The sequence below is a fragment of the Agrobacterium larrymoorei genome, from assembly GCF_013322225.1.
Taxonomy (GTDB): domain Bacteria; phylum Pseudomonadota; class Alphaproteobacteria; order Rhizobiales; family Rhizobiaceae; genus Agrobacterium; species Agrobacterium larrymoorei_A.
In genome coordinates this window covers 69,155-83,557 of record NZ_JAAMFB010000024.1, presented here as the reverse complement: position 1 = coordinate 83,557, position 14,403 = coordinate 69,155, and the positions used below count along the sequence as shown (strand labels likewise).

Genomic DNA, 14,403 nt, shown 5'->3' with positions numbered 1-14,403 from the left:
GTGTGACGACGGTGCGACCGGATTACCTCTCCCCCTGTGGGAGAGGAAGAAAAATCATGATCTTAGCTTTAGCTAAGTCATAGATTTTTCAGGTGAGGGGTGTCCTCAGCGGTTGCCGCAAAACCCCTCACTTGCGATTTCTAACACTTAGCTGACGCTAAGATGTCGAAATCGCTTTCTCTCCCACAAGGGGAGAGGTCACCCAGCCGCACCCTCTGCCTTACGTAATAACCGTCGGCGCATCACGCCCCGTATGCTTCTTGATCCCCGCAATCGCATCCGCCGCCGCGATCAAATCCGCCAAGGCTTCCTGCGTTTCGATGTTGTGGCGCGACGCGTCGGCCTCGTAGCGTTCCACATAGAGACGCAGCGTTGCGCCTGCGGTGCCGGTGCCGGAGAGGCGAAGCACGATGCGGGAGCCACCTTCGAAGAGGATGCGGATACCCTGGTTCTTGCTGACGGACTGGTCGACCGGGTCGTTATAGGCGAAGTCGTCTGCGGACTTGACCTTCAGCGCGCCATAGGTGGTGCCGGGCAGGGTGGCCAGCTTTTCACGCAGCGTCGTGACCAGCGTGTTGGCGGCGTCGGAATCCACTTCCTCGTAGTCGTGGCGGGAATAGTAGTTGCGGCCATATTCGGCCCAGTGCTTGGTGACGATATCCTTGACGCTTTCCTTGCGGGCGGCAACGATGTTCAGCCAGAACAGCACGGCCCAGAGGCCGTCTTTTTCGCGCACATGGTTGGAGCCGGTGCCGAAGCTTTCTTCACCGCAGACGGTGACTTTGCCAGCGTCCAACAGGTTGCCGAAGAACTTCCAGCCGGTCGGCGTTTCATACATGCCGATGCCGAGCTTTTCAGCCACGCGGTCTGCGGCCGCACTGGTCGGCATGGAGCGGGCAATGCCGGAAATGCCAGCCGCATAGCCGGGCGCGAGCTTGGCGTTGGCAGCGATAATGGCAAGCGAGTCAGAAGGCGTAACGAACATGCCCTTGCCGACAACCATGTTGCGGTCGCCATCGCCATCGGAAGCAGCGCCGAAATCCGGGCCTTCCCGGCTCATCACGGCATCGTACATGTCCTTGGCGTGGACGAGGTTCGGGTCCGGGTGATGGCCACCGAAATCCGGTAGCGGTACGGAGTTGTGGACGGAACCGGCTGGTGCGCCGAGGCGCTTTTCAATGATCTCGACGGCGTAGGGGCCGGTGACCGCGCTCATCGAATCGACCACGACCCGGAAGCCGCCTGTGATGAGATTGCGGATAGCGTCGAAATCGAACAGCTCTTCCATCAGGGTGGCGTAATCGGCCACCGGATCGATGACTTCGACACTCATGCCTGCGACGTCCGAAGAGCCGATCTTGTCGAGATCGACATCGGAGGCTTCCGCGATGCGGTAGGTCTCGATCGACTTGGTTCGGGCGAAGATGGCGTCGGTGATCTTTTCCGGGGCAGGTCCGCCATTGCCGATATTGTACTTGATGCCGAAATCTTCGTTCGGGCCGCCGGGGTTGTGGCTGGCAGACAGCACGATGCCGCCGAAGGCCTTGTATTTGCGGATGATGTTGGAGGCGGCAGGCGTGGAGAGAATGCCGCCCTGACCGACCAGCACCTTGCCGAAGCCAGCGGCGGCAGCCATCTTGATCGCCTTCTGGATGACTTCGCGGTTGTAATAACGGCCATCGCCGCCGATTACCAAAGTCTGTCCGGCAAAGCCTTCGAGGCTATCGAAGATCGACTGGATGAAGTTTTCCGCGTAGTTCTCCTGCGCGAAAACCGGCACCTTTTTTCGCAGGCCGGATGTACCCGGCTTCTGGTCCTGAAAAGGTTTGGTCTGGACGGTCTTGATCGTCATTCAATGGCCTTTCGACGTAAGTTGGGCGTAAAGCGCGGCGTAAAGCCCGGCGCTCTTTTCCCAGGAAACATCCGATTTCATCCCCTGTTTCTGCACCTGCGTCCACAGCTTCGGTTCTCGGTAATATCGTATGGTGCGGCGGATTGCCTGTCGCAATCCATCCGGCGTAATGGAAGAAAACTGCACACCTGTCGCCACTCTGGCAGACATTGCGGCGTGGTTTGCGTCGATGACCGTATCGTTCAAACCGCCATTGCGCGCAACCACCGGTACACACCCATAGCGCAGCGCGTAAAGCTGGGTGAGGCCACATGGCTCGAAACGCGACGGAATGATGATGGCATCTGAGCCTGCCTGCATGAGATGTGACAGCGGCTCGTTATAACCGATGGCGACGCCGACGCGGCCGGGATGGCGGGAGGCGGCATCCAGAAGCGCGCCTTCCAGAGGAATTTCGCCAGCACCCAGCACGACCAGACGCCCACCCATGCCGACGATATCGTCCACCACTTCGGCAATCAGGTCGATGCCCTTCTGCCAGGTGAGGCGGGAGATGACGCAGAACAGCGGCCCGCTATCCTGATCGATACGGAAATGGCTGGCGACGGCGGCCTTGTTGAGCGTGCGCAGCTTCAGGTTCGCGGCGACATAATTGTGCGGTATGAAATGGTCGGTGGCAGGGTTCCAGACTTCCGCGTCGATGCCGTTGACGATGCCGTGCAGCACATGGGCGCGACTGCGGATGACGCCTTCCAGCCCCATGCCGAATTCCGGCGTGAGGATCTCCTCGGCATAGGAAGGGCTGACGGTGCTGAGCGCCGTCGCTGTCTGCAAGCCACCCTTCAGATAGCTGATATCGTTGTAATATTCGATGCTTTCGGTGGTGAAGGCATGGGCAGGCAGGCTGAGCTCGCTGAAAATATTGGCGCCGAACTGGCCCTGGAATGCGATGTTGTGGATGGTGAGAACGCTCGGAATTTCCGGCGTTTGCGCATAGCGCATATAGACCGGGGCCATGGCGGCCTGCCAATCATGGGCGTGCAGCAAATCCGGCTGCCATCCGTCGAGCTTGCCCGCGGCGATTTCGGCCGCCGCAAGGGAGAGGGCGGCAAAGCGCTTCCAGTTGTCGGCGAAATCCTTACCCGTCGAATCGAGATAGGGACCGGCGGGCCGGTCGAAATAGGCCGGGGCGTCCAGGATCAACAGGTCGAGACCTTCGTGATGCGCCTCGAAAATTTCTGCCTGCGCGCCCAAAAGATCAGGAAACTCGCCAATCTTTACCGCATCCGTCACAGCGGATTTCACCGCCGGATAGCCCGGTATCAAGGTGCGTGTTTCGACGCCGTAGGCTTTCAGTGCGATAGGAAGCGCGCCGGCAACATCGGCGAGCCCTCCTGTCTTGATCAGCGGGTAGATTTCGGAGGCGACCGAAAGAACTTTCATGGGCACTACAGGTCCAGCTTGTCGATCATCGATTGGGTTATCAGGCAGATGCCCTTTTCGGTGCGGCGGAAACGTTTTGCATCGAGTTCCGGGTCTTCGCCAACGATCAGTCCTTCCGGGATCACCACGCCATGGTCGATCACCACATTGCTGAGCTGCGCGCGGCGTCCGATCTTCACACTCGGCAGCACTACGGCATTCTCAAGGCGCGAATATGAATTTGCCCTGACACCTGTGAACAACAGGCTGCGGTTCAGCGACGAGCCGGAGATGATGCAATCGCCCGCCACGACCGACGAGGTGGCAGAACCGCGACGGTTTTCATCGTCATGCACGAACTTGGCAGGCGGCAGGATTTCAGCATAGGTCCAGATCGGCCAGGACTTGTCGTAGATATCGAGGTCGGGAACGATATCGGTGAGATCGATATTGGCCTGCCAGTAAGCGTCGACCGTACCGACATCGCGCCAGTAGGGTTCATGCTCGAAATCGGAGCGCACGCAGGAAGCGGCAAAGCGGTGGGCGACGGCTTTGCCGTGGTTGACGATGTAGGGAATGATATCCTTACCGAAATCGCGGCTGGAATTGGGGTCGCTGGCATCGCGGCGCAGTGCGTCCATCAGGAACTTGGTGTGGAACACGTAAATGCCCATGGAGGCGAGCGCGAATTCCTCGTTGCCCGGAATGCCCGGCGGATCGGCTGGCTTTTCGATGAAGTTGATGATCTGGTCTTTCTCATCCACATGCATCACGCCGAAACCGGTGGCTTCCATGCGCGGCACTTCAAGGCAACCGATGGTGACGTCGGCACCGGAATCGACATGCTGCTGCAGCATGTATTCGTAATCCATCTTGTAGATATGATCGCCCGCCAGAATGACCATGTATTCCGGGCCATGGGCCTCGATGATATCGATGTTCTGGTAGACGGCATCTGCCGTGCCTTCGTACCACTGCGTTTCCGACACGCGCTGGGAGGCGGGCAGAATGTCGAAGCTTTCGTTACGTTCTGGCCTGAAGAAGTCCCAGCCGCGCTGCATGTGGCGGATAAGCGAGTGGGCCTTGTACTGCGTGGCCACACCGATGCGGCGAATGCCGGAGTTGAGCGCATTCGACAGTGCGAAGTCGATGATGCGCGCTTTGCCGCCGAAATAGACGGCGGGTTTTGCACGCCTGTCCGTCAGTTCCTTGAGGCGGCTGCCGCGCCCCCCTGCGAGCACATAGGCCATTGCATCGCGCGCCAGTGGCTGAACTCTTTTCTCGTTCATGGATGTCCTCCCATAAAATTCCCGGCTATTCCGTTAATGTTCCCGTTATTCTGCATGTCAGGCATGTGGCCTATTGTTCCGGCTCCAGCATGATGACGGCAAGTGGTGGAAGCGTCAGTGTCGCGCCGATGCTGCCTCCGGCATCGACCGCCTGCACGCGCCCGCCATTGCCCTTGCCGGTGCCGCCGTAAATCTCGGCATCCGTGTTCAGAACCTCGCGCCAGCGCCCGGCGGCGGGCAGCGGCACGTAGAAATTCTCACGATAGACAGGCGTGAGATTGGCAATCACGGCGACCGGCTTTTCGCCGGGTGCGGAGCGCAGCCATGCGAAGACGGAGTTCTCATGATCATCCGCCGACAGCCACTGGAAGCCTTCTGGCTCGCAATCGCGCGCATGGAGCGCGCCTTTCGAGCGGTACATGAAGTTGAGGTCGCGCACCAAGCGGCGCATGCCCTCATGCATATGATATTGCAGCAGGTTCCAGTCGAGTGAACCCTTTTCGCTCCACTCGCTCCACTGCGCGAATTCCTGTCCCATGAACAGCAGCTTCTTGCCGGGGTAACCCCACATGAAGGCGTAATAGGCGCGCAGGTTTGCGAATTTCTGCCAGTCGTCGCCCGGCATCTTGGCGATCATCGAGCCCTTGCCGTGTACCACTTCATCGTGGGAAATCGGCAGCACGAAGTTCTCGCTAAACGCATAGAGCAGGCCGAAGGTGAGTTCCTGATGGTGGAACTTGCGATGCACCGGCTCACGCTGAAAATAGCTCAGCGTGTCATGCATGAAGCCCATGTTCCACTTGAAGCCAAAGCCGAGACCGCCTTCATGAACCGGCTGCGAGACCTTGGGCCATGAGGTGGATTCCTCGGCAATGGTCATGACGCCGGGGTGGTTGCCATAGACCAGCGTGTTCATCTTTTGCAGGAAGCGGACCGATTCAAGGTTTTCGCGCCCGCCATATTCATTGGGTATCCACTCGCCTTCCTTGCGGGAATAATCGAGGTAGAGCATCGAGGCGACCGCATCGACGCGCAGGCCGTCGAGGTGGAATTTCTCGGCCCAGTAGAGCGCGTTGTTGATGAGGTAGGACATCACCTCGACGCGACCGAAATTATAGATCGCGGTGTTCCAGTCCGGGTGGAAGCCCTGACGCGGGTCGGCATGTTCATACAGCGCGGTGCCGTCGAACCATTTCAGGCCGTGTTCATCCGTCGGGAAGTGGGCGGGCACCCAATCCAGCAGAACGCCGATACCGACCTTGTGCGCGCCATTGACGAAGCGGGCGAAGCCTTCCGGCTCTCCGAAGCGGGCGGTTGGGGCATAGAGGCCGGTGGTCTGATAGCCCCATGACGGATCATAGGGATGTTCGGTAACGGGCAGAAACTCGATATGGGTGAAACCCATGTCGGCGCAATAGGGGATGAGGCTGGCTGCCAGTTCGTCCCATGTCAGCATTGAGCCGTCTTCGCGGCGGCGCCAGGACGCGGCATGGACCTCGTAAATGCTGATCGGTTGGCGGCGCTGGTCGACGCTTGCCCAATGCTTTCGGTGGGCGTCGTCTTCCCATTCCTGCACCAGTTCGGGTGTGGTGACGGACGCGTTCTTGGGGCGCAGTTCGGCGCGGCGGGCATAGGGGTCCGCCTTCAGCGGCAGAAGTTCGCCATGGGGACCGATGATCTCGAACTTGTAGGTGCAGCCCGCATAGACATCCGGTGCAAAGATTTCCCATATGCCGGTGTCCTTGCGGAAGCGCATGACGTGACGGCGGCCATCCCAGTTGTTGAAATCTCCGACCACGGAAACGCGCCGTGCATTGGGAGCCCAGACGGCGAAGTGGAAGCCTTCGCAGCCTTCGAGTTTCAGAGGATGTGCGCCCATCTTGTCGAACAGACGAAGATGCGAGCCCTCGCGGACGAGGTAGTCGTCCATGGGGCCGAGGACCGGGCCGAAGCTGTAAGGGTCGGTGACAGCCCATTCCGCATCGTCGCGGGCGGCGCGATAACGGATTGGCTGGCGTTTGGTGATGCCGATCGGGCCTTCGAAAAAGCCGTCCGCATCCGTGCGGGTCAGTTCGCCCACGACCGTGCCGTCCAGTGTCAGCACGGTCACTTCTTCCGCGCCGGGAATGAGACAGCGGGCCACATAGCCGTCCGGTGTCTGGTGGACACCGAGAACGGCGAATGGATTGGAATGCAAACCGCTCTTGATCGCCTCGATTTCAGCCTTTGCTATTGCGCCAGTCTTTTTCTCTTCGGCTTCATTGAGCGGTTTCTTCATTATGCTCTCCAGATTTCGGACGCATATTGCCGGATCGTCCTGTCGGACGAGAACCAGCCCATGCGCGCCGTATTGCGAACGGTTTTTTCGTACCAGCTCGTGGGCTCGCTCCAGATGGCATCGACATCGCGCTGTGCGTGCGCGTAAGCGTCGAAATCCGCTGCGACCATGAACCAGTCATTATTATAGATGCCGTCCATCAGCCCTGCGAAGCGCGAGCGGTCATCCGGCGAGAAGACGCCCGATGCGATGGAGGAAACGGCCTGCGCCAGCTCTGTCGAGCTTTCTATGATGGCGCGGGGATTGTGGCCCTCGGCGCGGGCCTTCGCCACCTCATCGGCGGTCTTGCCGAAGATGACGATGTTGTCCTTTCCGACATGCTCCAGCATTTCGACATTGGCGCCGTCCAGCGTGCCGATGGTGAGTGCGCCGTTCAGCGCAAATTTCATGTTGCCGGTTCCGGATGCTTCCATGCCAGCGGTGGAAATCTGCTCTGAGAGGTCTGCTGCGGGAACCATGATTTCCGCGAGCGACACGTTGTAATTCGGAACAAATACCACTTTCAGAAGCCCACGCACTGCCGGATCGTTGTTGATGACGCGTGCGATATCGTTGGCGAGCTTAATAATGAGCTTGGCGTTGTGATAACTCGGCGCTGCCTTTCCGGCGAACAACTTAACTCTTGGAACCCAATCCAGTTCCGGGTGAGAACGAATTTGATCGTAAAGCGCAACAGCTTCGATCAGGTTCAGAAGCTGGCGCTTGTATTCGTGGATGCGCTTGATCTGGATATCGAACAGCGCCGATGGATCGATGCGGATGCCCATGCGCTGGGTGATGGTGTTGGCGAGCCGCACCTTGTTCTGGCGCTTGATCGCAGCGAACTTCTCGCGGAAGGCGGAATCTTCTGCAAAACGATCCAGCTCCACCAGCTTTTCCGCATCATCCAGAAACGCATCGCCGATGGCTTCGCGGATGAGATCGGTGAGGCCGGGGTTGCACTGCATCAGCCAGCGGCGCGGTGTAATGCCGTTGGTCTTGTTGTTGATGCGGTCCGGGTACAGCCGGTGAAGGTCGGAAAACACCGTTTCCTTCATGAGGTCCGTATGCAGCGCCGACACGCCGTTGATGGAATGGGAGCCGATGAAGGCAAGGTTGCCCATGCGCACGCGGCGCTCGCCGCCCTCGTCGATTAGCGAAATCGAGCGGATTTCCTGATCCGCGAACTTCTTTTCCTTGCGGGCATAGACCAGCGTATTGGCGTTGATCGCGTAGATGATCTGCATGTGGCGCGGCAAAAGGCGCTCCAGGAGAGGCACCGGCCAGCTTTCCAGCGCCTCGGGAAGAAGCGTGTGGTTGGTGTAGGAGAAGGTGCCGCGGGTGATATCCCACGCTTCCTCAAATTCCAGCCCGTGAACATCCGTCAGCAGGCGCATCATCTCGGCAATGGAAATGGCCGGATGGGTGTCGTTGAGCTGGATCGAGACCTTGTCTGCCAGATTGGTGAAATCCGGGTACTGCTGCAAATGACGGCGTAGAATGTCTTGCAGCGACGCGGACGAGAAGAAATATTCCTGCCGCAGACGCAGTTCCTGACCCGCCGGATTGGCGTCTGCCGGGTAAAGAACGCGGGTGAGCGATTCCGCCTTGTTGCTTTCGCGCAGCGCACCGATGTGGTCGCCCGCATTGAAGGCGTCGAGCAGGATCGGGTCGATGGGCTGGGCGGACCAGAGGCGCAGCGTGTTGACGCGGGTGCCGCGCCAGCCGACGACCGGCGTATCGACCGCCATTGCGATGACGCGTTCGGCTGGCTTCCAGACGAAGCGCTGCGGTTCTTCATAGCCGCCGACCGTATCGACGGCGCCGCCGAAGCCGATTTCGTAGGAGCTTTCGCGGCGCTCGAATTCCCAGGGGTTGCCGTGGGCAAGCCATGTTTCCGGCAGTTCCACCTGCCAGCCATCGGCCATCTGCTGGCGGAACAGGCCGTGGACATAACGAATGCCGTAGCCGTAAGCCGGGATATCGACGGTGGCCATGGATTCCATGAAGCATGCGGCGAGACGGCCAAGACCGCCATTGCCCAGCGCCGCATCCGGCTCGAGCCCGGCGATCACGTCGAATTCGACGCCCAGCGAGGTCAGCGCATCGCGAATTTCTTCCATGAGGCCGAGATTGGAAATCGCATCGCGCATCAGGCGACCGATCAGGAACTCCAGCGACAGGTAATAGACGCGCTTGCTGTCGTTCTGATAGGCCTTGCGGGTGGATTCCATCCACTTGTCGATGATGCGGTCGCGCACGACGAGGATGGTTGCGGTCAGCCAGTCATGCGGTTTGGCAACTTTGACGTCCTTGCCGATACGATAGGTCAGTCGCTCGATGATCTCGTTGGCGAGGATCGTCGGGTCTGAACTGCGCGGCGCGGGGCGGGGAAGATCGTTGGTAGCGAGTTTATTGATCATGGGTCGGTCAGCACCTTGATGGGAGGAGAGGGTCTGATTCTCGTGAGCCGTCATGTTGTTCACGCTCAGTTTATGCATCGATAAGCCGCTGTGGCAACAGCCCTTTTTGCAAACATGGATTGCACGGCACTGACCGGACAAGCGTGTTGACAAACATCAAAAACCACGCGGGGCTTTTGCGACCCCCGCGTGGTTGAAATGCTTCCTGAGAAAAAGCTGTTTAGTTCGTCAGGCGGCTGGAAATGCTTGCAGCCTTGCGGGCAATATCGCCGAAAGCGGCCACGATCTGCTCCATGTTTTCCGGTGCGTAATAATTGTCGAGGCTGGTCGCGCAGGTTTGCAGCAGCGACTTGCCCTTGTCCGGGGCCATGAAGGCGATGGAGAAAATCTTGATGCCATCGGCTTTCGCAGCGGCGCATGTGGCGCGCACCTGGCCGTCGATGGTGGCATTCCAGCTGGAGCTGGAGCCGGTCATCTCGCCGTCGGTCATCAGCACGATATAGCGTTCGAAATGCGTATTCTTGTTTTTTGCATGCTCGGTAGCTTCGGTCTTGTTCGTCGCCTTGAGAGCGTTGAAGGCGGTGGTCAAGGCCGCATTGGCATTGGTGCCGCCTGTCGGATATTGCGGAATGGCCTGAACATAAGTGTTTGCTTTCGAGGTGCCCCAATCCATTGCCTGGGCGGTGAAGCTCACATCATTATAGGCAATCGCTGCGGTGCGAACGAGCGTGGACTGCGGGGAACTGCTGGCCTTGTAAGTGGCGTCGGACTTGTTCAGCGTTTCGACCAGAAAGGACACTGCCGTCTTCAGGGACGTGCTTTTGTTGACGTAGCAGGGCGATGAGTTGGGCAGGGTCGGATACCTGTTCCAGTTGCTCAACTCGTAGTTCTGGCAGGACTTCTTGCTGTCCAGCGTATCCGTCCTGAAAGACATCGAGCCGGAGCGGTCCAGCACGAGATACATCGACATCGGCACACCCTTGTTGAAGGTGCTTTGCGCCGTGCTGCTGATCCTGACGGTCATGGTTTCCGCGCCGATGAAGCCGAGCAGCGGGTTAAGCGCGATGGGGTAATTCATCGTGGCAGAAATATTGAAGACGGTGCCTTTGGACGTTTCAGAACGGCTGGCGACGGGATCGAGTTCGACGTCTAAATCGTCCTTTCCGTCATCATTAACATATTGCTCCTCGCCCTGTTCTGTCGCGGTCGTCTGTTCCTCGCGCTGGTGAATCTCGTCCAGATGACGCTTGATATGGTCCTTCACGGCTTGGGCATATTCCGCATCGCTTTTCTTGCCCTCGGAAATCCGGGCGTCGGTTGCAACCGAAAGCGTTGCCGCGTCCGCTGCGTTCTGCAACTCGGACTTGATTTGCATGACGCGGGTCATTTCCACCCCGGCACCTGCAACGCCGAAAAGCACGGGCAGGGTTATTGCTGTCATCATAGCGAAATTGCCCTGCCGGTCGGCAAGGAAAGCCCGTATCGATCTCATACCCGCAGCCTTCATGAACATCATGTTCAACCCCATCGAGCATTTCCAGCAAAAGTGTGAAGCGGTTTTGCGTCTGGACAATGCGTGAAAATAAGGAGGAGCGGTTTAGCGTTTCGAAGAAATGCAGAATAGCTCCGGTAAATCATGATATTTGACTACAATTATGCGGGTATAGATTCCCCTAACGTTACGTGAGCAATTTTATCGAGTCTCTGAAATGGGACAATTTTTTGTTGTAACACTGCGCCATCGCTTCTTTTGATACAGGTTTTGCGATGACGGCTGTGCCGTAAAAGAACGCTCAGTTCTTGACGGGCACGACATCCACGGCCTGCATCGTCTGCTGGTTTCCGTAGCTTTTCAGCACGCCGATGACAGGGGCGATATCGGCATAGTCGCGACCATAGCCGACAACGATATGATCACCGCCAGCGACGATATCGTTTGTCGGGTCGAGTTCGATATAGCCGGTGGATTCGCCGCACCAGACGCGCACCCATGCATGCATGGCATCTGCACCTTCCAGCCGCTCCTTGCCCGGTGGCGGAATGGTGCGCAGGAAGCCGCTGACGTAACCCGCCGGAATGCCGAGGCTGCGGAGTGCTGAGATCATGATGTGGGAGAAATCCTGACAGACGCCGCGCTTCAGCTTGAAAGCCTGCGCTGGCGTCGTATCCACGGTCGTCGCTTCGCTGTCGTAGGTGAAGTCCTTGTAGATGCGATTGCAGACGGCGAAAGCGATTTCGCGGATGGTCATGCCGGGCTTGATCGTTTCGCGGGCATAGGCGGCAATCGCTGCGTTTTCGCCGATGCGGGGGCTGTTGCCCGCAAGATGATGCGGCGATTGTGGATCAAGCGACCAGACATCGGCAAGCTCGGCCTGAAGCTTTGGCAATTCCGGCGAAAAATCAGCCGTCAACGAGGGGTTCTCCACCGCTACGCGCGCCTGCATGCGGATATCCAGCTTGTCATGGGCTGTGCGCAGGTAAACCGATGTGGCGCTCTGCTCAAAGAAATCATTGAAGACGGTGCGCTCATCCGGGGTCGGGGAGACGCTGAGCGAGCCCGCCACCAGCCGCTGCCTGCCGGGAATGGAGAGTGGGGTCACGCGGATGATGTGGCGCGCGCCTGAGGCAAGCGTATCGTAGAGATAACCCATGTGCAGCGAAAGATCGTAGAGCATCGGTTATCCGAGATAGGTTTGTGCGAGAATGTCGGAGAGCCGCTCCAGATCCTTCTCCAGCTGGCTGAAGACCGCGCCGGAGAGCTGTTCGGGCGTCATGACGGCGAGACCGGAATGGATGCGCATCGCCTCCCGATAGAAAGGCGACATCTGGCCGTTGACGAAGGCGTTCGGCAACTGCTCCACCTCGGTGCGGATTTCGTTGAGCTGGAACAGGATGGAGCGCGGGTTGAGCGGATCGAGCCCGAGCAGGTCCATGACGGTGAGGCCTGCCGTGGCGACATTGTAGCGGCGGCGGTGGGTCATGACGCTATCGCCGATTTCGAGCAGCATGTCATAGGAACCATCCGGCGCATCCGGCCCGCTCATGTGGCCGAGCAGGCGCGTCATATGCAGGCCGCGTTCCAGATAGCGACCGACAGCGAGGAAGCGCCAGCCGGTGAAGCGGTACATGTTTTCATGCACCAGACCGGCAAAGCCCGCGAGCTTGCGCAGGAGGATGGTCATGGCGTGGGTGGCGTCATCGCCCGCGCTGATCTTGCTCTGGAAACGGCGGGCGGTCTTTGCCAGATCGTTCAGCGCCAGCCAGCCATCCGGCGAGAAGCGATCGCGGATATTGCTGGCGGAATAGATGGCGCTGTTGATATTGGCGATCAGGCTGGCGGGAACCGGCTCGTCTACGTCGATATCGACGGTTTCCAGATACTTCGTCACATGGGCAAGAAGCGGCTGTTTCGGATCGGCGGACTCGGCATAGCGGGCGTGCCATGCGCGTAAGATTCGCAGCGCGCCTTCGGAGCGCTCGATATAGCGGCCCAGCCAGAAGAGATTGTCCGCAGCGCGGCTGGGCAGGCTACCTGGCATGTTGCGGATGAAGTTTTCTTCCGGCGGCAGAAGCGTGGTGCGCTCCACCGGCTTGTTTGAGACGATCCAGACGTCGGCAGCACTGCCGCCCGCCTGCATCGCGATGGCCGCCACATCGTTGCTGCGGCCGATGCGGGCAAAGCCGCCGGGCATGACCTGCCAGCCATCCTGCGTGCGCGCGACAAAGACGCGAAGGCTCATGGGGCGCGGCACCAGCTTGCCATCCACGAAGGCGGGTGTGGTGGAGAGCGTGACCACTTCCTGACCGACCAGCTTCTGGCCGTCGCTTGCCAGCCAGTCGCTGATGGAATCCTTGGCCGTTTCACGCAGTTTGGAGCCGAGCACGGACTGGCCGTTATCATCGAAGAAGGGCAGGCGGGAATAGGCGGGGCCGATGACCATGCGCTCGATATTGCGCGCCACATGTTCCCGTTCCGACCCTTGGCCGCACCACCATGTGGCGATGGACGGCATGGCGAGGTCTTCGGCCATGAGATGGCGACAGATGGCGGGCATGAAGGCGAGAAGGGCGCGGGTTTCCAGAATGCCGGTGCCGAGCGCGTTGACGATGCTGAGCGAACCGGCACGCAGCGCCTGCACCATGCCGGGGGTGCCGATATGGGAGTTCTGGTCCAGCTCCAGCGGGTCGGCATAGGAGGCATCCAGCCGCCGCCACAGCACGCCGACGGGCTTAAGGCCCGCGACGGTGCGTACCATGACGCGGTTGTTGACGACCGTCAGGTCTTCGCCTTCCAGCAGCATGAAGCCGAGGTAGCGGGCGATATAGGCATGTTCGAAATAGGTTTCGCTGGCAGGGCCGGGGGTCAGAACGGCGATACGGTCATCCGGGTGCTGGCGGCGAGCCTGCAACGTGTCGCGGAATGCGCCGAAGAAGGAAGCGAGGCGGTGAACGTGGGATTCGGCGTAGATATCCGAAAAGGCGCGGGTGGTCGCCACGCGGTTTTCCAGCGCAAAGCCTGCGCCTGAGGGCGCCTGCGTGCGGTCTGCCAGCACCCACCAGTTGCCATCCGGCCCGCGACCGATTTCAAAGGAACAGAAATGCAGATAATGGCCATCCGCCGGTTTGACCCCTTCCAGCGGGCGCAAATATTCCGGGTTGGAGGCGATCAGGGACGGCGGCACGAAGCCTTGCTGCACCAGTTTGTTTTCGCCGTAAATATCGGCGACCACCGCTTCCAGAAGGTTGGCACGCTGGACAAGGCCGCGTTGTACGGCCTCCCATTCCTTCTCGTCGATCAGCACCGGAACGTGGGAAATCGGCCAGTTGCGTTCGCTGCTGCCACCCCCGCTGCCTTGCGCGCTGTAATCGCGATAGAACACACCGGCGTCGCGCAGATAACGGTCGGTGCGGGAAAAGCGCTCGTGCAACTCGCGCTCGTCCATGCGCGACAGCGCGTTGACGAAGGGCTGCCAGACGGGGCGGATGCGCCCATCTATATCCAGCATTTCATCGGCAACGCCGGGCAGGGCGCGATAGCCGAGCATGGACGCCATGCCGGTTTCCTCCCCTTTCCGTTCCATTGCCGGTGCTTTCGCCACC

The 14,403-nt window shown here is 59.5% G+C and carries 8 protein-coding genes; all 8 read right to left on the bottom strand.

The genetic code is table 11. The annotated features are described in order from the left end of the window. Positions 1 to 220 precede the first annotated feature (220 nt). Positions 221 to 1,852: an alpha-D-glucose phosphate-specific phosphoglucomutase gene (locus G6L28_RS15660; RefSeq protein WP_174064758.1), complete on the bottom strand. Its 1,632-nt coding sequence runs from the start codon at positions 1,850 to 1,852 to the stop codon at positions 221 to 223. Beyond that, complete coding sequence (gene glgA, locus G6L28_RS15655) at positions 1,853 to 3,295, bottom strand: glycogen synthase GlgA (RefSeq protein WP_174064757.1); 1,443 nt, start codon at positions 3,293 to 3,295, stop codon at positions 1,853 to 1,855. It abuts the gene before it with no gap. A gap of 5 nt (positions 3,296 to 3,300) precedes the next feature. Beyond that, the gene (gene glgC, locus G6L28_RS15650) at positions 3,301 to 4,563 is read right to left on the bottom strand and encodes a glucose-1-phosphate adenylyltransferase (RefSeq protein WP_174064756.1); all 1,263 of its coding nucleotides are present in this window, start codon (positions 4,561 to 4,563) and stop codon (positions 3,301 to 3,303) included. A 70-nt stretch (positions 4,564 to 4,633) separates the two neighbouring features. After that, complete coding sequence (gene glgB, locus G6L28_RS15645; RefSeq protein WP_174064755.1) at positions 4,634 to 6,841, bottom strand: 1,4-alpha-glucan branching protein GlgB; 2,208 nt, start codon at positions 6,839 to 6,841, stop codon at positions 4,634 to 4,636. Further along, positions 6,841 to 9,303 carry a glycogen/starch/alpha-glucan phosphorylase gene (locus tag G6L28_RS15640; protein WP_174064754.1) on the bottom strand — a complete coding sequence of 821 codons (2,463 nt, stop codon included), beginning with the start codon at positions 9,301 to 9,303 and terminating at the stop codon, positions 6,841 to 6,843. Before G6L28_RS15640 ends, glgB begins: the two co-directional genes overlap by 1 nt. Positions 9,304 to 9,523: 220 nt before the next feature. Continuing rightward, positions 9,524 to 10,831 carry a vWA domain-containing protein gene (locus G6L28_RS15635; RefSeq protein WP_234902600.1) on the bottom strand — a complete coding sequence of 436 codons (1,308 nt, stop codon included), beginning with the start codon at positions 10,829 to 10,831 and terminating at the stop codon, positions 9,524 to 9,526. Between the two features lie 265 nt (positions 10,832 to 11,096). Continuing rightward, positions 11,097 to 11,978: a transglutaminase family protein gene (locus G6L28_RS15630; RefSeq protein ID WP_174064753.1), complete on the bottom strand. Its 882-nt coding sequence runs from the start codon at positions 11,976 to 11,978 to the stop codon at positions 11,097 to 11,099. 3 nt (positions 11,979 to 11,981) lie between these two features. Further along, a complete protein-coding gene (locus tag G6L28_RS15625) occupies positions 11,982 to 14,402 on the bottom strand; it encodes a circularly permuted type 2 ATP-grasp protein (RefSeq protein WP_425292684.1) in 2,421 nt (806 codons plus the stop codon). Between the last annotated feature and the right edge of the window lies 1 nt (position 14,403).

Bases quoted from the DNA above. Each gene is read 5' to 3' on its own strand.
- G6L28_RS15660 (WP_174064758.1), bottom strand. From the start codon at position 1,852: ATGACGATCAAGACCGTCCAGACCAAACCTTTTCAGGACCAGAAGCCG.
- glgA (WP_174064757.1), bottom strand. From the start codon at position 3,295: ATGAAAGTTCTTTCGGTCGCCTCCGAAATCTACCCGCTGATCAAGACA.
- glgC (WP_174064756.1), bottom strand. From the start codon at position 4,563: ATGAACGAGAAAAGAGTTCAGCCACTGGCGCGCGATGCAATGGCCTAT.
- glgB (WP_174064755.1), bottom strand. From the start codon at position 6,841: ATGAAGAAACCGCTCAATGAAGCCGAAGAGAAAAAGACTGGCGCAATA.
- G6L28_RS15640 (WP_174064754.1), bottom strand. From the start codon at position 9,303: ATGATCAATAAACTCGCTACCAACGATCTTCCCCGCCCCGCGCCGCGC.
- G6L28_RS15635 (WP_234902600.1), bottom strand. From the start codon at position 10,831: ATGGGGTTGAACATGATGTTCATGAAGGCTGCGGGTATGAGATCGATA.
- G6L28_RS15630 (WP_174064753.1), bottom strand. From the start codon at position 11,978: ATGCTCTACGATCTTTCGCTGCACATGGGTTATCTCTACGATACGCTT.